Annotated in this window: 21 protein-coding genes; 3 read left to right on the top strand and 18 right to left on the bottom strand. The window is 59.6% G+C overall.

From position 1 onward, the window contains the following. Nucleotides 1-121: 121 nt before the first annotated feature. The 3 genes from AC0C6X_RS05445 to AC0C6X_RS05455 all read right to left on the bottom strand — a co-directional run bounded on the left by AC0C6X_RS05445 (nucleotide 122) and on the right by AC0C6X_RS05455 (nucleotide 2,608). Nucleotides 122-1,180 carry a phosphatase PAP2 family protein gene (locus tag AC0C6X_RS05445; RefSeq protein ID WP_472952147.1) on the bottom strand — a complete coding sequence of 353 codons (1,059 nt, stop codon included), beginning with the start codon at nucleotides 1,178-1,180 and terminating at the stop codon, nucleotides 122-124. 233 nt (nucleotides 1,181-1,413) lie between these two features. Then, the gene (locus AC0C6X_RS05450) at nucleotides 1,414-1,866 is read right to left on the bottom strand and encodes a DUF2721 domain-containing protein (RefSeq protein ID WP_472952149.1); all 453 of its coding nucleotides are present in this window, start codon (nucleotides 1,864-1,866) and stop codon (nucleotides 1,414-1,416) included. A 229-nt stretch (nucleotides 1,867-2,095) separates the two neighbouring features. Then, nucleotides 2,096-2,608, bottom strand: a complete 513-nt coding sequence (locus AC0C6X_RS05455; RefSeq protein ID WP_472952150.1) for a hypothetical protein — start codon at nucleotides 2,606-2,608, stop codon at nucleotides 2,096-2,098. A 326-nt stretch (nucleotides 2,609-2,934) separates the two neighbouring features. On the opposite strand from AC0C6X_RS05455, the gene AC0C6X_RS05460 reads away from it, so the two are divergent. After that, on the top strand, nucleotides 2,935-3,447 hold the full coding sequence (locus tag AC0C6X_RS05460) for a tetratricopeptide repeat protein (protein WP_246304480.1): 513 nt from the start codon (nucleotides 2,935-2,937) through the stop codon (nucleotides 3,445-3,447). A 186-nt stretch (nucleotides 3,448-3,633) separates the two neighbouring features. Here the strand turns inward: AC0C6X_RS05460 and AC0C6X_RS05465 are convergent, their stop codons facing one another. The 14 genes from AC0C6X_RS05465 to AC0C6X_RS05530 all read right to left on the bottom strand — a co-directional run bounded on the left by AC0C6X_RS05465 (nucleotide 3,634) and on the right by AC0C6X_RS05530 (nucleotide 16,832). Beyond that, nucleotides 3,634-4,116 carry a hypothetical protein gene (locus tag AC0C6X_RS05465; RefSeq protein WP_472952152.1) on the bottom strand — a complete coding sequence of 161 codons (483 nt, stop codon included), beginning with the start codon at nucleotides 4,114-4,116 and terminating at the stop codon, nucleotides 3,634-3,636. A 281-nt stretch (nucleotides 4,117-4,397) separates the two neighbouring features. Then, nucleotides 4,398-5,702: an ATP-binding protein gene (locus AC0C6X_RS05470; protein WP_472952154.1), complete on the bottom strand. Its 1,305-nt coding sequence runs from the start codon at nucleotides 5,700-5,702 to the stop codon at nucleotides 4,398-4,400. Between the two features lie 16 nt (nucleotides 5,703-5,718). After that, nucleotides 5,719-6,663 (bottom strand): type II secretion system F family protein, encoded by a 945-nt coding sequence (locus AC0C6X_RS05475; protein WP_173518454.1) that lies wholly within the window; start codon nucleotides 6,661-6,663, stop codon nucleotides 5,719-5,721. Nucleotides 6,664-6,670: 7 nt separating this feature from the next. Beyond that, nucleotides 6,671-7,624, bottom strand: coding sequence for a type II secretion system F family protein (locus AC0C6X_RS05480; RefSeq protein ID WP_472952155.1), 954 nt, complete (start codon nucleotides 7,622-7,624; stop codon nucleotides 6,671-6,673). Next, nucleotides 7,621-9,069: a CpaF family protein gene (locus tag AC0C6X_RS05485; RefSeq protein WP_472952156.1), complete on the bottom strand. Its 1,449-nt coding sequence runs from the start codon at nucleotides 9,067-9,069 to the stop codon at nucleotides 7,621-7,623. The genes AC0C6X_RS05480 and AC0C6X_RS05485 overlap by 4 nt, the downstream gene beginning before the upstream one ends. Before the next feature lie 19 nt (nucleotides 9,070-9,088). Next, complete coding sequence (locus AC0C6X_RS05490) at nucleotides 9,089-9,610, bottom strand: L,D-transpeptidase (protein ID WP_472952327.1); 522 nt, start codon at nucleotides 9,608-9,610, stop codon at nucleotides 9,089-9,091. 86 nt (nucleotides 9,611-9,696) lie between these two features. Next, nucleotides 9,697-10,839, bottom strand: a complete 1,143-nt coding sequence (locus AC0C6X_RS05495; protein ID WP_472952158.1) for a pilus assembly protein — start codon at nucleotides 10,837-10,839, stop codon at nucleotides 9,697-9,699. A gap of 28 nt (nucleotides 10,840-10,867) precedes the next feature. After that, the gene (locus tag AC0C6X_RS05500; protein ID WP_173518459.1) at nucleotides 10,868-11,491 is read right to left on the bottom strand and encodes a TadE/TadG family type IV pilus assembly protein; all 624 of its coding nucleotides are present in this window, start codon (nucleotides 11,489-11,491) and stop codon (nucleotides 10,868-10,870) included. After that, complete coding sequence (locus tag AC0C6X_RS05505) at nucleotides 11,485-11,961, bottom strand: TadE/TadG family type IV pilus assembly protein (RefSeq protein WP_376741710.1); 477 nt, start codon at nucleotides 11,959-11,961, stop codon at nucleotides 11,485-11,487. The genes AC0C6X_RS05500 and AC0C6X_RS05505 overlap by 7 nt, the downstream gene beginning before the upstream one ends. Further along, the gene (locus tag AC0C6X_RS05510; RefSeq protein WP_173518461.1) at nucleotides 11,961-13,571 is read right to left on the bottom strand and encodes a TadE/TadG family type IV pilus assembly protein; all 1,611 of its coding nucleotides are present in this window, start codon (nucleotides 13,569-13,571) and stop codon (nucleotides 11,961-11,963) included. The genes AC0C6X_RS05505 and AC0C6X_RS05510 overlap by 1 nt, the downstream gene beginning before the upstream one ends. A 101-nt stretch (nucleotides 13,572-13,672) precedes the next feature. After that, a complete protein-coding gene (locus AC0C6X_RS05515) occupies nucleotides 13,673-14,002 on the bottom strand; it encodes a pilus assembly protein (RefSeq protein ID WP_173518462.1) in 330 nt (109 codons plus the stop codon). After that, complete coding sequence (locus AC0C6X_RS05520; protein WP_472952328.1) at nucleotides 13,983-15,467, bottom strand: type II and III secretion system protein family protein; 1,485 nt, start codon at nucleotides 15,465-15,467, stop codon at nucleotides 13,983-13,985. Before AC0C6X_RS05520 ends, AC0C6X_RS05515 begins: the two co-directional genes overlap by 20 nt. A 64-nt stretch (nucleotides 15,468-15,531) precedes the next feature. Continuing rightward, nucleotides 15,532-16,533, bottom strand: coding sequence for a Flp pilus assembly protein CpaB (gene cpaB, locus AC0C6X_RS05525; protein ID WP_472952159.1), 1,002 nt, complete (start codon nucleotides 16,531-16,533; stop codon nucleotides 15,532-15,534). Between the two features lie 104 nt (nucleotides 16,534-16,637). Further along, entirely contained in the window at nucleotides 16,638-16,832 is a 195-nt protein-coding gene (locus AC0C6X_RS05530) for a Flp family type IVb pilin (RefSeq protein WP_472952160.1), read from the bottom strand. Between the two features lie 333 nt (nucleotides 16,833-17,165). Here AC0C6X_RS05530 and AC0C6X_RS05535 point away from each other — a divergent pair, with 333 nt between their 5' ends. Further along, nucleotides 17,166-17,687, top strand: coding sequence for a prepilin peptidase (locus AC0C6X_RS05535; protein ID WP_472952161.1), 522 nt, complete (start codon nucleotides 17,166-17,168; stop codon nucleotides 17,685-17,687). 61 nt (nucleotides 17,688-17,748) lie between these two features. Here the strand turns inward: AC0C6X_RS05535 and AC0C6X_RS05540 are convergent, their stop codons facing one another. Next, entirely contained in the window at nucleotides 17,749-18,600 is an 852-nt protein-coding gene (locus tag AC0C6X_RS05540; protein ID WP_472952163.1) for a ferritin-like domain-containing protein, read from the bottom strand. 175 nt (nucleotides 18,601-18,775) lie between these two features. On the opposite strand from AC0C6X_RS05540, the gene AC0C6X_RS05545 reads away from it, so the two are divergent. Continuing rightward, on the top strand, nucleotides 18,776-21,052 hold the full coding sequence (locus AC0C6X_RS05545; protein WP_472952165.1) for a 4Fe-4S binding protein: 2,277 nt from the start codon (nucleotides 18,776-18,778) through the stop codon (nucleotides 21,050-21,052). The last annotated feature ends 15 nt before the right edge of the window (nucleotides 21,053-21,067 follow it).

Consider the following 21,067-nt stretch of genomic DNA (forward strand, 5'->3'; position numbering starts at 1 on the left):
ATCGACCAGAATAACCTGCTCTTGATCGCTTGCGCGCCGTTGCTGTCTTAGTTTTGGTAGCATTTCATTGCCGTGTCCCGTTCGCGGCAGGCGCGGTTGATCCTCTTGAGGCTGAAACCCCTCAGACCGCTTCGGCGGGCTCGAGGCGTCGAGACAGAGACCACTCCGTCAGATACGCAGACGCTTTCCAAAACAGGAGCGCTATGCCACCCCCAACGATTCCGTCGGTTGCATAGTGCCAGCCGAGCTGGATCGAGCCTATATAGATCGTGACGGCATAGGCCAAGCCAATCTCGCGACTCACGCCACCTCGCTGCCAGGCCACACATGCGATGATCACAGCAACCGCGACGTGAAGGCTGGGCATTGCTGATATACCGGAGATCGCTCCGATATCGCGCGTGTAGGCCTCCCAAAGAATATCTTGCGCGATCAGCGCCCACACCATCCCGGTGTCCGCATCGACGTTTTTGAGCAGCGCCATCAAAGGCGCGTATGTGTCGTCACCGTAAAGAAGTTCCACAAAGCAAGGCCCGGATGACGATAACAGGAGTGCCAAGATATTACCGCCTACGAACCAGGTCAGTAGGGTCGTCAAGATGTACCGCAACCGTAGCTCATGATTACCGATCCACGGAACCACGATCATCGATATGGTAAAAATTACCATCCAAAGATTATAGACGAAATTCAAGGCGACAAGCGCATATGCATTCCCGAACACCTTGCTGGTCAGGACATACGGATCAACGCCACCGAACAACGCCCGATCCAGCCGGATCAAGCTCTCGTCCCACGAGAATGGAACGATCGCCGGAATCGTCGACTTGACGGTACTGAACACAAAGATCATCGCGACAAAGATTGCGGTCGAATGCGTCGCGTGTGCCAGCCTGTCATTCCCGAGCAGAACTTTTTCCATGTGCGCCTTCAGCGCCGCCATTGGGTGCTCTTCTCTTCTTGCGAGCATCTTGAGCACCGTCCACAGCATGTAGACCGACGCCATGGTCGTTACCGCCGAAAAGGACCAGTCCACATAGAGCGATGCTGTTTGATAGTGCGGATCCACACCAAGATACCAAACCAGGCTCGCCATAGCCGCAGTGTGTGCCAATAGGATTAGATAGGCCAGCCGATAGTCAGCGGCAGTCCTGCTGAACGAGGAAAGAAGCATCGTCATTGAGCACAACCGTTACGGATTTCCCCTACCACCATTCAATCGCAGTTTCTAATTTAGTCAATCGCCGATTGCTGTAGTAGAGGCTCAGAACCTTCCAACGACGCCCCTCACGTAGACCGGTTGCCGCGCGTATAATCCGAGCGCTGATACGACTGGGGTATGCAACGTTCAAAAACGGGCGCCCCTCCAAGGCGCCGCAGAGCGCTCTCCATGTCTAGACGATCTTGCGAACTTCAGTCGCACTCGAGACTCGACTGATCCATCCGCATTTGCCGCAGCATGTTTCGCCCGGCGATGAGCATTTCAAACAGGAATGCCACAAGCGAACCAATGAGCGAGACGATCGCACCGCCGAAGAACCAGAACAGATTTTCTTCGCGGAACCCGAATTCTAGGGCACCTGCAAGCAGGTTCAGGATTGCACAGCCGGTGCAGATCGCGGCCAACGTTCCCAAGGCGACCGCAATCTCAAGAGCAAGCGTTCGCCGGCGCAGGTAGTCTAGTTGTATGCGCCGTGCTTCACCCTCCCCGTCTTTCTCCCCCACCTCGTTAACCCGATCCGAGACCCTGCCGAGGCGAGTCGCATAGACACTGACAAATCCGGCCGTGCCGGCAAGAAGAAAAACCGGCGCCAGAGACGTCTGGATGATCGAGGCAAAGTCGTTGATGATTGATGGTGAGTCCATGCGTGCTCTTAATAGGTCTTGCGCAAATATGCCGGCTGAAGTCAGGCGAGATTTAATCAACCTACAGCAGCTGTAAAAATAGACAATTTTCCGGCCGGCAGATCAGATGACGCACCGAGGCCCCTTGCCGAGAACCGCCTGCTTGATTGGACCAAGCGAGATCCTCAATGCAGAATGGGAAGCCCGCGAGCTCTCTTTAAAGAAGGACCATCCTCGATGGTTCGCCACTTCACTTGGCGTAATGACGAGCGAAGCGAATGCTCTTGATGATCGCCACATGAGTACTGACGCATGCCAGCAATATCAGGACGAATAGGGCGAGCGCCGCAGATGGACCATCGACAAGCGACCAAACCACCGGCGGAAGTTGAGCAAACGAAATACTGGCGAGGCCCGCGCTGTTTTGTGAGATCTGGTGCAGCGCGAATCCCGAGGTTATGAGCGCAACGTGCGCATGAATGAAGCGCAGCCGCAGGTATCGTTCTGGCCGAACCGCCAGATAACCGCCAGCCGCGGCGGCGACAAACAGCACCACGGTCGCGCCCCAGAAGACTATATCGGAAGCGGTCACGAGCGTGAGTATGAGCATGCGCGTCATTGGCAGCATAGCTGTGTACACAGCCCACGCGAATGGGCTGGACGGAGTGCTGCATAGTAGCGCGACACTGAGAAGGGAGACGGCGGCCGCCATGTAGGCTCCGCAGGGCCCAAGGCGAATGACGGTCAAAACTAAGGCGCGCATGATCTATTCCTTCAGCCCCGGCCCCATCTGCAGACGACAATATAAGATGATGCTTAATCGAGGCTTACGCGATTCGCCGACCGAATCGGAACATCGTGCTGCTCGACGGGCCCTTCCTCGCCGGTGTCTCTCAGTTCCACCGCTTGAATATCTTGGCGGCAAGGCGGATTTTCGGGGGGCCGATGCCGCCAGCCGGCCGGCATGTGTCTCTTTATTGCGACTCCCAAATTCAATTCTATCTTTATTAGTTATTTTTCTGGAAGATTTCCGGTGAGCTCATTTCTAGGCGAGGTTAGGATGCCCGCAATTGGGGGAATGTAATGGAAATGTCTCGGAGCCAAATAGGCCGCGTTACGCTGCTCGCAGGAGTGCTGTTGCTGGCAGGATGCCAAACGGATGCACTCGACGATGTTGCCGCCTACGGCGATAGCGCGAAAACTCTCAACGATGATTCGGCGGTTGCCTTCTACAAGGACGACGAACTGGTGACCACGGGCAAGCTCCAGTTCCAGGAGAAGAACTACGGAAAGTCCTACGCGATCTACAAACGGGCGGTCGAGGTCTTTCCGCGAGACCCTGCGGCATGGCTGGGCTTTGCGGCCTCGTCCGACATGATCGGCCGGTTTGATACTTCCGATCGCGCCTATGCGCAGCTGTCCAAGATGATCGGCGGCACAGCCGTCTACTACAACAATATCGGCTATTCCCACCTGCTGCGCGGTGACCTGCCCGGGGCTCGAACCTACTTCCTGAAAGCATATGAGATCGACCCCTCGAATGAGACGACGGCGAGGAATCTCGAATTGATGAAGAACAGCGTCAAATACGCACAGCGGTAACTGGCTGTCGCCACTTGCTCAGACCCGTCGGTGCCCGCCTGGGAGCGAGCGCACTTACTGAGATTCTACTGAGAACGTGCTGGCAATTCTTCTGCGTGTGAAGGTTGTCGAGCGTCGAGACAACCATTACTTCTCGATGGCTCACCGAATTAGTTACAAGTGAGACCCCGCATTAAGGGGAGCGAGCTAGCGCACCTTTCTTAGAACGAGCTTGCCATCCGCCGAGACAGTTCGCTCGTAGCGCGGCAAGTTGGCGATGGAGCCGCCCTGGGGATCGGCTGCGGCCAGGACATCGTCAACAGCGGATTGCGGAGCGGAAACCGAATAGGATGACGGTGACAGGCGCTGGGGCACTTCTTTCCCGGGCGCGCTGATGATCATGCTGCCGCCGGATGCGAACATGCTCGGGGTCACACGGCCATCGAGGTCGGCGAGATCCTTCTGCAACTCCTCGACGGATTTGCGAACGGCCGCCATATCATCGGCCTTGGCCCCACTGGCGATGTTCACGGCCTGTCTGCTGATCTGCTGCTTCAGGCCGTCGACCGAGCGCTTGAGAGCAGAAAGCGTTTCTCGGCTTTCGCGCACATCCGCGGCATTCTTTGCGGTGTAAAGCAAGATGCCGGCGTTGAGCGGCAGCAACATCAGGCCCAGCGCGATGATCGGCATGCTTCTCGAACGGCTTGGCTCCTTCGCACCGTGCTCCCTGCGCCGCAACTCGGCGTCAGGCTCGATTTCGATATCGACATTCGAAATATGCGTCATCGTTTTCCTCCGTCAGCAATCTGGGCCGCGGCCCTGACTTACCTATCCCCTAGACCCCACGTGGTCGCGCTGGACCGCACTCGCTTTAGATGGTCCGCGCTTTGCGCCGATGGCCGGCCTGCACGAATATTTCACACATTCCTTAAAAAGGCGGCGCCCTGCCGATAGCGACTCAGTCTCCCGCCTCAATCCAAAGTGAACACCCCTCCCCAAGCCCGTTCAAGCATCTCCAGCGACGCGACCTTGGGCAGGTCGTTAAACTCGCAATAGGAGGAGATAAAATCCAGGAGGTATTTAGGATGGTAACAGGACGCCAGCGTATCCCCTCGGTAATTCCGTTCATAGAAAACGTGCAAATCATCGCGCGCCAAATCTACCGCGACCGCGCGGGCATAGGACTCGAAGATGCGAACATATTCATCCCGCGATGGGTTATTCACATATATCTTATATTTGAGGCGTCGCAGACCGGCTTCGTCGGAAAGCTCCCGGGGTGGAATGTTGGTCGAAAAGACGACGAGCTCGTCGAAGGGCACCTTGAACTTCTTGCCGGTATGCAATGTCAGAAAGTCGTAGCCACGTTCGAGCGGCACGATCCAGCGGTTGATGAGCGCTTGCGGCCGGTCCTGCTGGCGCCCGAAATCATCGATGATGAAGACCCCACCCGAGGCCTTCAGGTGCACCGGCGCTTCGTAGACGTTGGATCCCGGGTTGTGGGTCAGGTCAAGCAACTCGAGCGTGAGTTCGCCACCGGTCTTGATGACCGGCCGCCGGCATTCCACCCACCGCTGATCGGCCTTCGGATGCGGTCTGGCCGTCGGCTCCCGCACGGCCTGATGCGTCGCCTCGTCATAGAAACTGATGACGTAGCCACCGACCTCGATAGCGTAGGGCACCCAGATCGTCTGGATGAAAAGCTCGGAGGTCCGCTCCGCAATGCTAGTCTTGCCGTTGCCCGGCGGACCGTAGAAAAGGATGGAACGGCCCGAATTGACCGCCGGTCCCAGCTTCTCGACCAATGTCGGCGACAACACCAACCCGTCCAGGCTTCGGACAAGCCGCTCGGAAGTGACACGTTCGTGATGGATCGACTGTACGCCGATCTGGCGGCAGAAGGCGTCGAGGGACACGGGAGCCGGACCGACATACTCCGACTGCCGCTGGGCCGCCTGCGCATATTCCAAGCCCTTTGCCGAAAGGGCATAGCGGATGTCGGACTTGACGTCGTCCCCTGCCAATCCCCGCGCTTCGAGATAGGACAGCTTCACCAATTCCTTGATGAGAAGGTTCGTCAGCACCTTCGAAAGCTTCATTCGGTCGGAAAGATGCGAAGCGGTAACCGTGTCCTGCTCGGTTGCGCATTTCGCGGCAAGCCGCAACAGGAAGGACAGTTCCAGTCCGGTCTCTTCGATGCTCAACGGCACCACCGGCATTCGTGGATCGAGCGCGAGTGCAAAGTCGTCACGATCCTGGATGGGCGAATATTGCATGGAGTCTCACTCCTACCTATCCACCGGCGCGGAGCCCGGAGAGAAGGTTGATGACGCGAATGACGATGGGGACGAGTACGATGATGAGACTGACGGGAAAGAGGAAGGCGCCGAGCGGTAACAGCATCTTGATCGGCAGGGCATTGGCCTTCTCTTCTGCCCGCACGATCCTGAGGTCACGCATTTCCTTGCTGTAGACACGCAACGCCTGGGTAACGCTCGTTCCAAGCTCCTCCGATTGGCGGAAGAGCACGGCGAGCGCGCGCGCCTCGTCAATCCGCAAACGCGTCGCGAGATTCGCCAGAGCTTCGCGCAAGCGTCGGCCGCCGCGGACCTCCAGCATCATGATTGAAAGGTGCAGACCAAAATCCTGCCGCTTCTGGACGAACTCCCGCGCGACGCGGTTCGCTGCCGCCTCCAGGCTCATGCCTGCGTCCAGACAGACGATCAACATGTCCATGAAGTCGGGGAACATCCGCCGGTATTCCCGCTCCTTGGCGTCACCGCGCCGGTCGATGTAGATGTTCACCAGCACGAAGGCGGCGCCGGTCGCGATCATCGCGATCAGCAGAATTGCCGGCCTGGACATCTGTGGGAGGAAGCGGTCTAGGGACCAGGCCGCAGCGACCATGACCGCGCCGCAAACAACCGCGCGCACGACCTGAAACACGGTGACGGCGTTTGCGCCGAAATATCCGGCTCGGATCAGCCGGTTCTGGGTGGAGTTGGCATTCTGATCCCGCCGCGTGATTTCGAAGTAGCGGCGGATCAGTCGGTTCTCCGCCTCGCCGAGATCAACAAGCGTACCATCGCCGAGTTGAAGATCGTCGGCGCTTGGCTTTGCGGTCGTCTCCGACAACCGGACACCAACCTCGCGTCTGCGAAACATCAGCTCCGACGTAACGGCGGAAAAAATCAGAACCGCGAAAAAGACGACGATATAGATTCCGTACTCGCCCATGGCGACCTCAGTATTCGAAATTGACCATCTTGTAGAGAATGATATTGCCGACTGCCATGACCGAGATGAGCACGATGACAATGGTCGTGCCGTGACCGCTCGCCCAGACCGTGTCGAAGTAAGTCGGCGAAAGCGCTTTGATCATCGCGTAGAGAAGAAACGGATAAACCGACATGAAAATCGCGGTGATACGCCCTTCCGACGAAATCGCTTTGACCTTGGCTTTCAGCATCGCGCGATCACGCAGGGTCTTCGAGAGATTTTGAAGGATTTCGACCAGGTTCCCCCCCGTGCCCGCCTGCACGCTCAACGCAATTGCCAGCAGGTTCAGGTCTTCCGCCCCGACACGGTGACTGAGATTGACGAGGGCATCGTCCAAGGTGGTGCCATAAGTCAACTCATCCGAGAGAAGACCAAATTCCGTTCCGACCGGATCGGGCATTTCACGCGCGACAAGAGAAATTGCGGCCGGTAGCGGATGTCCTGCAGAAAGGCTGCGATTGGCAACGTCGAGCGCCTCCGGAAGCTTGAGGATAAACTTGCGAATCCGGTTGGCCCGAATGCGCCAGACGGCGATGATGGGGACGAGCAGGCAGGTGAGCACGAAGACGGGAATCCGGACCAGGATGCTCGGAATGAGGAATTGAGCGGCCAACCAGACCAATACCGCGCCGACGATTCCGTAGAGCGCAAAACGCCGCGCGTCGAACTTGATACCAGACTGAGCATAGAATTGCCGGGCACGCTGAATCAGCGGCGTGGATCGCCAATCTTCGTCGGCGCCGCGCTCCTTCAGCATCGCGCGGTAGGTTTTGAGGCGGTCCTCGCTCGCATCGAGCAGGCTTAGCCGATGATTGACGGCGCGTTGCCGCTCGGACTTCCGGAAGTAGCTGCGCATCAGCGCCTCGACGGAAACCAGTGCAGCGACGAAGACCGCAGCGTAGAGGAGCAGCAAGGTCATGGTTCAATCGCCCCCGTTTGCAATGGTTTCCCCGGATCGAAGATCGCCGCGGGGATCACGATCCCAAGCTCCGCGAACTCCTCGACGAAGCGGGGTCGAAGACCGGTCGCCCGAAATTCGCCGTGGATGCGGCCGTTATCGTCGGTAGCCGTTCGCCTGAACCGCATGATTTCCTGCATCTGCACGACTTCGCCCTCCATGCCGGTGATCTCGGAAATCGACACCACTTTGCGGCTGCCGTCGCTCAGGCGCTGGACCTGAACAATGATGGTGATCGCCGAGGCGATCTGCGAGCGGATGCTGAGCTGTGACATGGGCATGCCCGCCATGCCGACCATCTGCTCCAGTCGGCCGACTGCGTCGCGCGGTGTGTTGGCGTGAATGGTCGTCATCGAGCCTTCGTGGCCCGTGTTCATCGCCTGCAGCATGTCGAAGGCCTCTTCGCCGCGCACTTCGCCGACGATGATGCGATCGGGCCGCATGCGCAGGGCATTCTTGAGGAGCTCACGCTGACGCACTTCGTTACGGCCATCGAGCGTCGGCGGTCTCGTCTCCAGCCGTCCGACATGCGGTTGCTGCAGCTGCAGTTCGGCCGCGTCTTCGATGGTGATCAGGCGCTCCTTGGCCGAGATCTGTGACGACAAGGCGTTGAGCAGAGTCGTCTTGCCCGAGCCGGTGCCGCCGGAGACGACCATCGACACCCGGCCCTTGACGGCAGCGCTCAACAGAATGCGCATCGCGTTCGCCATGGCGCCATTCTCGACCAGGCGCTCCAGCGTCAGCGGCTTGCGCGTGAACTTGCGGATCGAGACGAGCGGCCCGTCGACCGAGATCGGCCTGATGGCGACGTTGACGCGTGATCCGTCCTTCAACCGCGCATCGACCAGCGGCGTCGATTCATCGACACGTCGCCCAACCGCGGAGACGATCTTGTTGATCACCCGCAGCAGGTGATCTTCGTCCTTGAAACGCACCGCCGTGCTTTCGAGCTTGCCACGCCTTTCGACATAAACGCTGTTGTAACCGTTGATCAGGATATCGGCGATCGAGTCATCGGCAAGCAGCGGCTCGATCGGTCCCAGCCCTAGCATCTCGTCGGTGATATCGCGGATCAGGTCGTTGATTTCCTTGGCATTAAGCGGGAAATTGTTGCGCCGGATGTAGTCCTTGACGAGCGGCCTGATCTCGGTGGCGATTTCCTCATCGTCCATCGTGTCGAGAATGCCGAGGTTGATACGATCGAGAAGATGCCGGTGCAGATTGACCCGCTCCGCAACCATGTCGAGCCCGAGCGATTCCTCCAGGCTGGCGCTTGCCGCGGCGCCGGCAGCCGCGGGATCGGGCACGACGGCAGCTTTGGCAACCGGCATCTCAGAGGGTTCAGCGGCTTCCTTCAGCTCCCCATCCCGCTGCTTGTAGAAACGTCCAATGAACCCGGTTGCCATTGTTTCCTACCTTCTTCAACTATTTGACGATCACCGTTGCTCCGACCGTCACCCGCTCGTAGAGATCGATGATGTCGGCATTGCTCATGCGGAAACAGCCTGAGGACGCGAACTGCCCGACGGTGGACTGCTCGTTCGTTCCGTGAATGCGATAAAGCGTGTCGGCGCTCCCCCGGTAGAGATAGATGCCGCGGGCGCCCAATGGGTTGAACGGACCAGGAGGCACGAGCGCCGGCAGTTCCGGTGCGCGCGCCTTCATCTCGGCCGGCGGCCGCCAATCGGGCCATTCGGCTTTTCGCCCCACCTTCACCACGCCGCGCCAACGGAAGCCGTCGCGGCCGACGCCGATCCGATAGCGGATCGCGCGATTGCCTGAAATGACCAGATCGAGCGTCCGCTCCTGACTGCCGACCACGATCGTGCCAGTAGGATATTTGTTCTCGATCGTTACGATCGTGCTCGTTTTCGGCCCGAGACTGCGCGGCACCGTCCCGCCTGCCGATGCTCCGGTCGCAGCCGCCGCAAGCGCCAGCGCACTCATGAGCAATACCGCCCGCGTCGACCGGTCGCGACCGAAGCCGGCGCTGCTTGGATCCACCGATCCGCTGCTGTCGTGGAGGAGTTCCCTCATCTGACGAGAGCTCCGAGCTTGCCGACGGCACCGCAGAAGGGCGAGCGCGAATTGACCTCGTTGGGAAGAACGCCGCGGTTCACTGCCTCGCTCAGCGTGTCCCAGTCATAGGGGATGATCTGCGCATGCGTGTCCTTGAACACCTTGTCCACCTGCTCGCGACGCACCCCGAGGCTGAAGAGCCTGGTATGATACTTGTTGATGACCACCTGGATCGAGTCGGCACTGCTGCGCTGCCGCACGAGGTCGACGAACAGATCCTTGGCCTGATGAAGCGCCGGGATCGTCATTTCGGTGACAATGGAAACGCTGTTGACCGAGGCCAGCACATCGCTCTTCCAGGGCGTTTCGTAGTAGGGCACATCGATCACCAGATGATCGCTCTCGAAGGCTGCAACATCCAGCATGCGCAGCACCAGCTCGGTCCCTTTCGCCTCCAACAGCACCGATGGCTGCTTGAACGACAGCAGTGTGAACCCGCCGGCGTGGCGCTTGCGCACGAGATCGATGAATTCGAGATCGACACGCGCCGGATTGGCGATGACGGCCTTCAAATCGTAGTCGTTGAGAAGGTTGAGGTAGTAGCCGAGCGATCCGGACGAGAAATCCAGATCGAACAGACCGACACGCGGCGTGACGCCTTTCGTTGGCTGCGCCAACAGATGGGCAAGCGACGAGGAGATGACGCTCGCCCCGGCACCGCCCACCGCAGCAACGACGGCATGAACGCGGCTCTCATTTCCGCCGACGCCTGGCGCATGAGTCGAGATCATCTCGATCAGAGCACGGCGCTCGAGCGGCTTCTTCAGCCAGTCGTCGCCGTTCAGCCGAAACAGCGGCCGCATCAATTCATCCGACAGAAGCTCGGAAACGATCACCATCGGAATGTTGCGATGGCTGGCACGAAAGGCAAAAATCTCCGGGCGGCAGAGCATGTCGCCATTGTCGACGTCGAGCACGATCAGGTTGAACTGCGTCGGATCTATTCTTCCTGCCTCGCCAAGCGCGCTCAGCGCCATGTGGCGCGCTTCGTAACGCGACAACGACCCGAACGTATCGAGCATGAGACTCGCCGCGGCCGCATCGTCGGAAAGAACGAGGATCTTGGTAGTCGTTGCAAAGTTCATATGTGCGGTCATCTCGCACCCCCACGCAATATTGAAGGGCTCAGCAGCTTGAACATGTCTCGAGGTCTTCCGTCGTCAGTGTCACCGGATGAGCGGGTACTTCGATCTGATCCAATCCCAGCAGAGCGCCAAGAAGCGGCAGGTCGAACGTGACATCGCGCACTTCCAGGCGCATGGTCAGCACCGGCCCGTTCGGCCGCCCCCAGTAACCGAGCCCCGAACGCTGATAGGTCACCACGAGGTTTGCCGGCTGGATGCGCCAGTTGAGATCGCAGATGCCCGGATTCGGGTCTCCCGCCACCCCGCAGACGCCATCGCTTCCCATGACAATCCGGGTCAACGTGTCGCTGCAATTGGCAAGGTTCGGGCCGCAAGTGGATGATATCGTCGCGTCGTTCGGGGTCGCGTCACCGTTGTCCAGCGGATTGACTGCGTCGGTCGGGAAAACATCGGCGAAGTCACTGGTCAGAGGATCGGAGACTGCGGCCAGTCGGGCGCCAAGTTGCAGCGCCTTGACCGTCTGGTTCCATTGCGACATGGCGTAGCCAAACTCGACGAAGGCCGCGAACACCAAAAGGACGAGCGGCAGCGTTATCAACCCTTCGGTGAGCGTCACGCCGCGCTGGTCCTGCCAGAAGGAAACGGGTGATCGAAGGCTTACCATCCGATGTACCTCTCTTCGTGAGAGGAACTGATGGTGATCGCATCGATACCAAGCCACGAAAAGATTGGCGAACTCCGATAGAGATGCGAGGTCTGCACCGTGATTGTGCCATTCGCATCGACGGGAACGATAGTGATATCGGTCAGGTTGTCGCCCCAGCCGGGAACACGCAAGGCGGCGCCTGAAGCCTGCGTTCCGTAAAACGCGATCCGCTTCGCCGTTTCCTCCGTACAGGTGGGGTCATAGCTTCCCGTACCTGCCGGCCGGCAACGCGCCATGTAGCGACCGGCATCTCGCAGGCCAGCATCGATCTGCATCCGCTGCCAGAAAATGTTGCCGAACTCGAGGATGCCGGCGGCAAACAGGGTGACGAAGGGCACTGCGACCAACGCTTCGGTCAGCACTGCTCCGTCCTCCCCCGACCGGAAGTGATGGAACGGGCCGCGGACAAGATTTCGCAGCGCGATGATCATCTGACCAACTCCGCTTCCTCGCGCAGGAACTCGTCGAGCGTACCTCGGCCCCCCCTGCCGGTGATGTCGATCATCTCAAGCGAAAGATAGCGCTCGCTGCTTGCCTTGATCGCCGGCTTCGTCAGAAACATGCGCGCGAAGGCAACCGCCTGCGTGGCCTTATGGCCGTTCAGATGGCCGACCGACGCCTCGTAGCCGCAGTTGACGATCGCGGAAAAGATCTCGCGGCGATCGCCCTCCTCCACCGTGGGATATGAGCCGGCATAGCATCCCTTGCCGGTCGTGGGCGTGCCGACTTCGCCGTTGGGCGAGGCGTCACTGATCCGCGAAGGGTTGGCAAGTTCGTGACGATAGACGTCGTAGGCGGAGGGTTGGCTGGGCGCGGAGGCGCCGTTGCCCGGATAACTCGAAGGGACGTCCGTGACAGACGGCCTGCTTATCCCGGGGTGTGCGACGTTCCAGTAGCTTACGTAGTCCCAGTTGTTACTGCCGCTGATCTTGCCGCCACCCATCGCGGTCATGGCCGCGCCGTAACCCAGTGGGACCGCCTTAGCGGGATCCCCCACCTGGGTTCCGTCACTACTCATGACTGGGGTATAGGCGCTGCAGCTTTTGTTGCCACCGCCCTTGCCGGAAATCTCTTGCGCAGAACGAACGTTTCTAGCCGGCCGGTAATTCGGATCGGTTGGGCTCCCGATCGACCCGTAAAAGCCAAACCGCGTGTTGACACCGTCTTCGACCGGACCCGCCTTTGCGCCTGTTTCGGTATCAAGGTTGTCCTGGGTGTAGCAGGTGCCCGGATTGCCTGTAGCGAGCGCCTCCGCCAACACGTTTGCACCATTGCCCAGGGGTGTCCTGAGAAAACCGAAATTGCCCGGCCCGGGATTGGACGAAGACGTACTGTGAAGCTCAATCTGCACGCCATAGAGGTCACCGGCCGCAAACCTGTCGTGCAATTCCTCCGCCGCCTGTTCGCTTACGGTCGCACTGGTGTTGCCGGCAGGCTCGTAAGGGTTGCAGATGAAAATCGGCGTCACGTCGCACGCGCTGACCCTATAGGCTGCCACCGCGTCAGCGGACACATTAATGGTATCGCGATTGAGGCCAACAGGCAGCGGGAAGATGGTCTGCATCGCCTGGTCCTTGGCCCTTACCCATGCATAGCCGGCCTCGTTCGGGTCTGTGGTTATCATCGCCGCAGTAATCGGGTCGTCATCGTCCCCCGCGAAAGTTCCATCGCCGGGAATGCCCTTTAGGAATTGGACCGTTACCGTACTGGCTGCTTCGTTCCCTGCATCGTAGGAGACGGTGATGTACGACCCCATCGACATCCCGGTGCCGCCGTCACCGAAGGCTGCGGTGTTGGCAAGCTTTTCGATCGCCGCCTCGGCGCGCGTAATCGCATCGTCGCGGCCGTCGAGCTCGCGCGCTCCTGTCAGCGCCATGGCATCGACTGCATTCTGAAGGTCGGTATGAAGATTGGCGCTGCGGCCGACATCAATCACGAAAAGAGAGACACCAAGCAGCAGCGGCATGGCAATAAGCGTCAACGCGATGACGTAGCCTCGATGATCATTCCAGAAGCGTTTGATACCCCTGTTCAACATTGGCATGCCCCTCTGATCGCGGCGGCTTACCGTCGTGACGCGTTGTTTCTATTGCATTCCTTTCAGGGGCCCTCGCCGCCTACCTGCTGCCAAGATCACGTTCACTTTCCAGCGCTGCTATTTCCGTTCGCCCCCATGGGCGGCGTCGCGGTCGGCAGGATCACCGCAGTCGGCATCGCTGCACTAGCGCTCGGGCCGGAGCCGTTATAGCTCCGCATGACCTTGTTGATCGTCTTGCCGTCCGTGGCGATGTGCGTGTTCTGCGCCACTCGCGGGAAGGGATCCTGGGTGTGGATCCCTTTATTGGCTTCAACGGCATTGCCGAGCCCAAAGGTGATCGTGTCCCTGTGGTTCAAATAGTCGGCGCAGCCGGAAATGAGGCTCGTTGCGGCAAGAGCCAAGAATACGCGCTTACTTCTTCGCAACTGCAAGTGCGCCTCCCGTATCGAGGTCAAGCCTGTGGCCATAGGGCCCGGTGATGCCTTCGCCATTGCGGAAGCGACGGAGCATGTCCTTGTCCACCTCCATGACGCCGAGCGCGAAAAGCTCGACATCATTGGATGAACGCGTCTGGTCCAGCGGGCTATAGAGCGCCTCACCGGGCGCCGCCGGCCGCACGATGTGCGGCGTCACGACAATGACAAGATCGGATTCGCGCTTCAGGAAGCTGGTCGAGCGGAAGAGAGCACCGATCACCGGAAGCTTCCCCAACCCGGGCAGTTGCTGGATATCTTTGGAATTGACCGACTGCAGCAAGCCGGCCATAGCGAAGCTCTGACCATCGCGCAGCGCCACAGTTGTCTTTGCCGCGCGCGAGATGAAGCCGGGGTTGCCGTTGACGTTGATCGAGGTATCGAGCTCGGAGACCTCTGGCTCGACTCTCAAGCTTATAAGCCCACCGTCAAGGACGACGGGTGTAAACGTCAACCGGACGCCGAAAGGACGATAGTCGGTCTGTGTCGCTACCGTCGCGCCGTTGGCCACCGTCGTCTGGATCGGCACTTCACCACCAGCATGGAAGCTGGCGGTTTCGCCGCTCATGGCAATCAGGTTCGGCTGGGCGAGCCGGCGCACGAGTCCCTTCTGCTCCAGCGCGTTGATGACGACGTCGATCTGCCCCCCGGAGATTTCGAGGACTTTGGCGATTAGCTGACCGAAGGGTTGCATTCCGGTTGCCGCACCGGCCGCGTCTTCCAGAGTACGAACCAGTGAGCCATCCTTGACGCTGATGCCCTGGCTGGTCGTCGCCTTGCCGATGCCGTTCCTGCCCTGGCCTGACCAACCGATACCGAGGTCACGTCCGGTTTGACGGGAGGCCTCTATCACCCGAACTTCCAGCATAACCTGCTGCGAGTCGTTGACGCGCAACTGGTTGAGAACGGGCTCATCCGAATAAGACTGGGCAATTTCGAGCACTCGCTGCAACTCGGTAGCGTCGCGCACCATGCCCGTCAGGCGGATACGATCATTGGAATTGATCACCCGGACCTGTGACCCCGGCGAGGCGGAGCGGATCGCCGATGCTACCTCGCTGAAATCGCTGGCAACACGAATGTCGATGACACCGAGAAGCTTCTTGTCGTCACCATAGACAGAGATGTTAGTCGCCCCGGTCTTCTTGCCGCGGATAAAAAGCGACTTGTCGGAGAGTGGCACCACATCGATGAGTTCCGCGCTGCCAATCACGAGGTCTCCAAAAGGCTTGCCCGTCGCGATCGTTACCGTGTCGTTCGGCGGCAACACGACCTGCTGAACCGACCCGCCGAGATTGATGAACTTCTCCTGCGCGTCTGCCGGCCCGACCAGGCCAGGTCCCCAAAGTGCGCAGGCCGAAAAAATCGCGACCGACGCCACCAGGGCTCTGCGCCTTGCAGCGCGTCTTATGCTTCCCCTCATTCCTGCCAAAGCCCCTCTCCTCGAAGCCGGCCCTGCTCCGAAACGGAACAGGTTAAATCCCATATCACTGGATCTGCCCCACCCGGTATTCTTCCCGTTTGATCGCGCTCCAGACGCCGACCGTCGCCCACTTCGGCTCCGCCGGCAAGACCGGCGCGACATCCCGCTCGACAATTTGCACCTGTTTTTCATGTACAGGTGCATTCATCTTGCTTTCGACCGAGTTCAGCCGGCCACCGAGGTCCTCGCCGACCTTGCGAACCATGCGCTCGATCGACTCGAATCGCCCAGCGTCAGAACCTTGTACGAGTTCAGTGGCTACGGGGCCACCCCCCAGATCTGCGACGGTCACCGGTCGCGTCTGTTCGACAGAGGCCGAAGCGATATTCCTAAGGGCGAGCGAGAGTGTCCCGATATGGGCGCCGAGCGTCAGACGCTGCGCCTCGTCGGTCGTCACCTCGAAGGTGACGGTCTTCACGACCGAGGGTTCGTCCTTGCGTTCGTCGGCCGTCTGGTCGACGGCGAGCACCTTCACCCCCTGCAAAAGGACGTCCACAGATGTCTGCTCGTTGCCGCTCTTCGGATTGCGGATAACACGGGTTAGGAGTACGTCGACCCGATCCGAAGGACGCACGAAACCGGCGACGCCGAGCACATCGTTGACGCGGATGGAAACGGCCTTCATCCCTTGGTCGAGAGCGGCCGAGAGGGTGGCGCGTTCACCTGCGCCGGTGATCTTCGAGGCCAACACAGGCTCGCCTGGATCGATCGCCTCCATGGCATAACGCGCTTCGTCCTTGTCTCCAAGAACCGTTTGGATCGCGTCAAAGGAGCCTTCCGGTCTCTCATCTGACGGCCAGGGAATGGTCTTCAAATTCTCTGCCCGGACCCGGTCGCCAAAGCGCATGGGCTTCGCCGCGACGACGAGAGTTTTTTCCGTTTGTTTGACGCCTCCACTCGCCGCAAGGCGGGCGCGCTCACCAGCGAGATAGGTGCGGGTAGCATAGACCGCTGCGAAAGCAAGGAAGAGGGCAACTACAAGGCTGATGATCGTTGAAGAGCGCATCGCCAATGCTCGCAAAGTTGAAAAGTACAACTATTCTGAAATTGTAATTTAGGGGGAGAGGAGTTAACAAACTCCCCTCCTCCTCGATAATTATGTCAAGTAGCTCAAGCCGGAGGAGACAGGCTCGAGGTCCACCAGGTGCCCCAGGCTTCCCAGGCGTTACTAAGATTCGAGCCGGCTGCAGTTACTGCGGTAATCACTCCGCCGACCAGCAGCGCGAGCAGAATAAGGTATTCAGTCAGCGCTACGCCGTCTTCTTCCCGCGAGAAAGCGCGGACTTTTGTCAAAAATGCTTTCATCGAGAATTACCTCCAACGCAATATTACTCTTGCGTGGCCGCCAACTTCCCCGGCCCTCGCACGTCATTGAGACCACCTCTCCGACTGACGTTATTAATAATCCCTTAATTATTATATCGTCAACTTCTAATACGAAGCAGTACGGAGCATTCCTGCCTTATGGTTAAAATCAGAACCCATTGTTTTTTGGGGGTGAATACAGGCGTAGCCCACCAAACTGTGAAATCATGTAATATTTCTTGAGATCTTCCGTCGCCAAGATTGTTGCGAAGTCTTTGGAAGAACTGGACAATCAAAACGCAAAGAGCATCTGTCGTGCGAACCGGGCAAAACATGATGGAAACAATCAACATAATTACTTTGGTAGCAGCCCTACTCCTTCTCTATGCCGCTTGGAGCGACTTCCAACGCTGGCGCATTCCGAACGGTGTCGTGCTAGCGCTCGTCGCCGTCTATGCGCTCGCCGCCACGGCCCGGCTCGCGACAACACAGGATATCGGAGCCGCGCTCTTCTCGCTCGACGGAGTAGGCGGTCATATCGGGGCGGGCCTTCTGCTCTTTACGCTTGGCGTCGTACTTTGGGCTTTCCGGCTGTTTGGCGCCGGTGACGCCAAGCTTTTCCTGCCGATCGGCCTCTTCGTCGGCTGGTTCGGCATGCTCCCCTTCGCTCTTTTCCTGCTGCTGGGCGGCATCGTGACCATGCTGGCCCTCAGGTTGCCCATACCATTGGCATTCGCGCACTATGCTGTCGCCATGCGCATCGAGGAAATCCGCGCAAGCCGCAAGATCCCCTACGGCGTCATCATGGTCTTCGCCACGCTCATCACTATGGCACTCGGTCACCGCCAGGCTTAGACACGCATGCCCGTCATCGCCATTCGGGGGCAATTCGATCTGGTATCGTCGCAACGTAAGATCACGGTTGCGGCGGCACCCCCCGCAGGAACAGAAGGCACCGCACCAGTTGGGAGGCAGCGTCCTGGGCGAAGACAAGGATATTTTCGTCCTTTTCGCGCGCCATGAGATCGAGATAACAGTCAAGCACGATGCCGCAAAGGACGGCCGGACGTTCGAACGCTGCCGGAGAAAACCCGTCGATATTGGGCCTGCAGACCACGCCAAGCTCGTAGCATCTCGCAAGACGCTCTCTCGCGTCATGCGCGAAGCGGGATAGTTCCCCCGAGTCCGCAATATCTCCCAGGCCCAGTAACTGTCGATGAAGACGCCGTTCGAGATCTTCAAGCGTCAGGCCGGCAGCCGGCGAAGCAGCCTGGCGCGCACGATGAAAGGCCAACCGCCGTTCGCGCCGCAAGGTTGCGATGTGGCCCAATTCCTCCCGGGCCATCCTTTCGGCTGCCTGCCGGATCTCTGGCGAGGGAGCTCTCCCGGCAACGTAGCTCCAGAACTCGAAAGCGCGCTCTTCGTTTCTGACGGCGATCGAAAAAGCGCGGTAAGCGCTTAAGGCCTCAGCCGGGATCAAATCGGCACCTTCAGGGTCGAAGAGATCAGGCGGCGAAGAAACCAAGGCCGCAGTTCCGTTAGCTTCGATTCCGCTTGCCCTGGACCAGTGTGCGACCTCGGACAAATGCGATTTTTCATCGGCGATCAGCCGTTCGAAGACCGAGACCAGCTCAGGTCGTCCCTCGGCGCTCATCCTGTCTCGCAGCGCCTCATACCCTTTGATTGCCTCCTGCTCCATACGCGCGGCCGTTTGCATCAGGCCCTCCATGGTGTGCAGAACGGGCGGCTCTTCGGTCAGTTTGGGCATGAAGTCTCTCCGAAAATAACGCCCGCATTCTACGGTGTTAAAAAAACTGTTGGTTGATCTGGCTCAACGACCAGGCCGTCCATGGCGCTAACTTCCGCTCGAATTTCCTGGGTCGAAGATCGCGGCGCGGCGCAGGATCGGTGTGAGAACGGCCGCGGCGCCAGATGGAATGCGAATGCTGAAGAACGTCCCCATCCGAAAACACGGTCTGGCCGTTTTTCTCGCGTTTTTCATCGCGCTCCTTGCCGTTGGGGGCCAGGCGTTCGCCGCCGGCGGCCTTTCCGAATACATTGCCAAGGTTCAGCCGGCGGAGCTTTTTGCCGGCGCCGACCGCTTCGGTGACCCCATTGGCGAACCCGCAATCGCACCCGTCTACAAGGGTGCCGACATTGCCGGCTACGCCTATCTCAATTCCGATTTCACCAACTCGACCGGCTATTCGGGCAAGCCAATCCATATCGTCGTCGGGATCGACAAGACCGGTGTTGTGCGGGGGCTGAAATTGGTGGACCACAAGGAGCCGATCGTGTTGATCGGCATACCGGAAGCCCGCGTCGTCCAAGCGCTGAACTCGATCATCGGCCGCGATCTCTCGCGCGTCGCCTCGGGCGCCGAGCGGCCGCCGCACGTGGACATCGTCAGCGGCGCGACCGTTACCGTTCTGGTGATAGGCGATAGCGTGGTGCGCTCCGCCGTCAAGCTGGTGCGGAGCGGCAGGCTCGGCGACAAGGCCGCAGCAACAGTTGCCAGCGCTGCACCGGTTCGAAAGCTCGATCCCTCGCAGCAGGAGGTCCGTGACTGGCAAACCCTTCTCGGCGACGGCTCGATCCGCAGCCTTCGGCTCGATGTCGGTGAAGTATCGGAAGCTTTCCTTCGGGCTAATCACAAGGATGCGGCCGAGAAGCCCGAAACGGCTGACCCCAAGGACCGCTTCATCGATCTCTATCTTGCACCCGTCAGCGTGCCCGCGATCGGCAAGAGCCTGCTTGGCGAAGAGGGTTATGCACGCCTCGCCAAGCGGCTGAAGCCCAGCCAGGCGGCCATTCTGGTGGCCGGCGACGGCGCCTATTCGTTCAAGGGCTCAGGCTACGTGCGCGGCGGCATCTTCGACCGCATCGAGCTGCTGCAGGATGGACAAGGTTTGCGCTTTCGCGACCGCGATCACACGCGGCTGACACAGATCGCCGCCCAAGGCGCGCCTCGCTTGCGCGAAATCGCCCTTTACATCATTCCCGACAGCTTCACCTTCGACGTCACGGAGCCGTGGGAACTGCAACTTCTGGTCCAGCGCAGCACCGGCGCGCGCGACAAGGCCACCCTGCCCTACGACCTCGGATACACGCTGCCGGAACGCTACATGATCGTCGAGGCGGCACCGGCCCCGGCGGTGCCCCAGCCCGCCGCCACCGCCCCCGTGGAAACCGCAACGGAGGCGGGTCAGCTTGATGACGAGCAGGCGCCGCTGTGGGTCGGCATCTGGGACATGAACCGTATCTCGATCGTCATCACCTTCGCCGGATTGCTGGTTCTGACCGCCATCTTCTTCTTCCAGAACTGGCTGGTCAGCAGGCCGAAACTCTTCGGCTGGATACGACGCGGCTATCTGCTCTTCGCCCTGGTTTGGCTCGGCTGGTATGCCAATGCACAGCTTTCCGTGGTCAATGTCCTGACCTTCGTCAATTCGCTGATCACCGGCTTTCATTGGGAGTTTTTCCTCTCTGCGCCGCTGATCTTCATTCTCTGGGCGGCGGTGGCGGCAGCGCTGCTCTTCTGGGGGCGCGGCCCGTTTTGCGGCTGGCTCTGCCCGTTTGGCGCCCTGCAAGAACTTACCAACGGCATAGCCAAATGGTTGAAGGTGCCGCAGGTGAAGCTGCCTTGGGGACTGCACGAGCGCCTCTGGCCGGTGAAATACATCATCTTCCTCGGATTGTTTGGGCTGTCGCTCTATTCGGTGGCGCTGGCAGAGACCTTTGCCGAGATCGAGCCCTTCAAGACGGCGATCATCCTGAAGTTCGCGCGCGAATGGCCCTTCGTCCTCTTCGCTTTGACGCTGCTGGCTGCGGGTCTCTTCATCGAGCGCTTCTACTGCCGCTATCTTTGCCCGCTCGGCGCCGCACTCGCCATTCCCGGACGCATCCGCATGTTCGAATGGCTGAAGCGCTGGCCTGAATGCGGCTCGCCCTGCCAGCGCTGCGCCAAGGAATGTCCGGTGCAGTCGATCCACCCGGAGGGGCAGATCAACGTCAACGAATGCATCTACTGCATGCACTGCCAGGAACTCTACCAGGACGACCAACGCTGCCCGCACATGATCCAGGTGCGGCTGAAGCGAGAGAAATTCATGGCGCTTTCAACCCCTGCATCACGGGGACAGGCGCCGGCGAAAACCGTGGTTACCCACAAGGGAAAACCGATCGGCGGCAATGAAGAAGCCAAAGGCGAGCTGGCCTGAAGCCATCATCAAAGG

It is taken from the genome of Ensifer sp. VA4 (assembly GCF_055710065.1).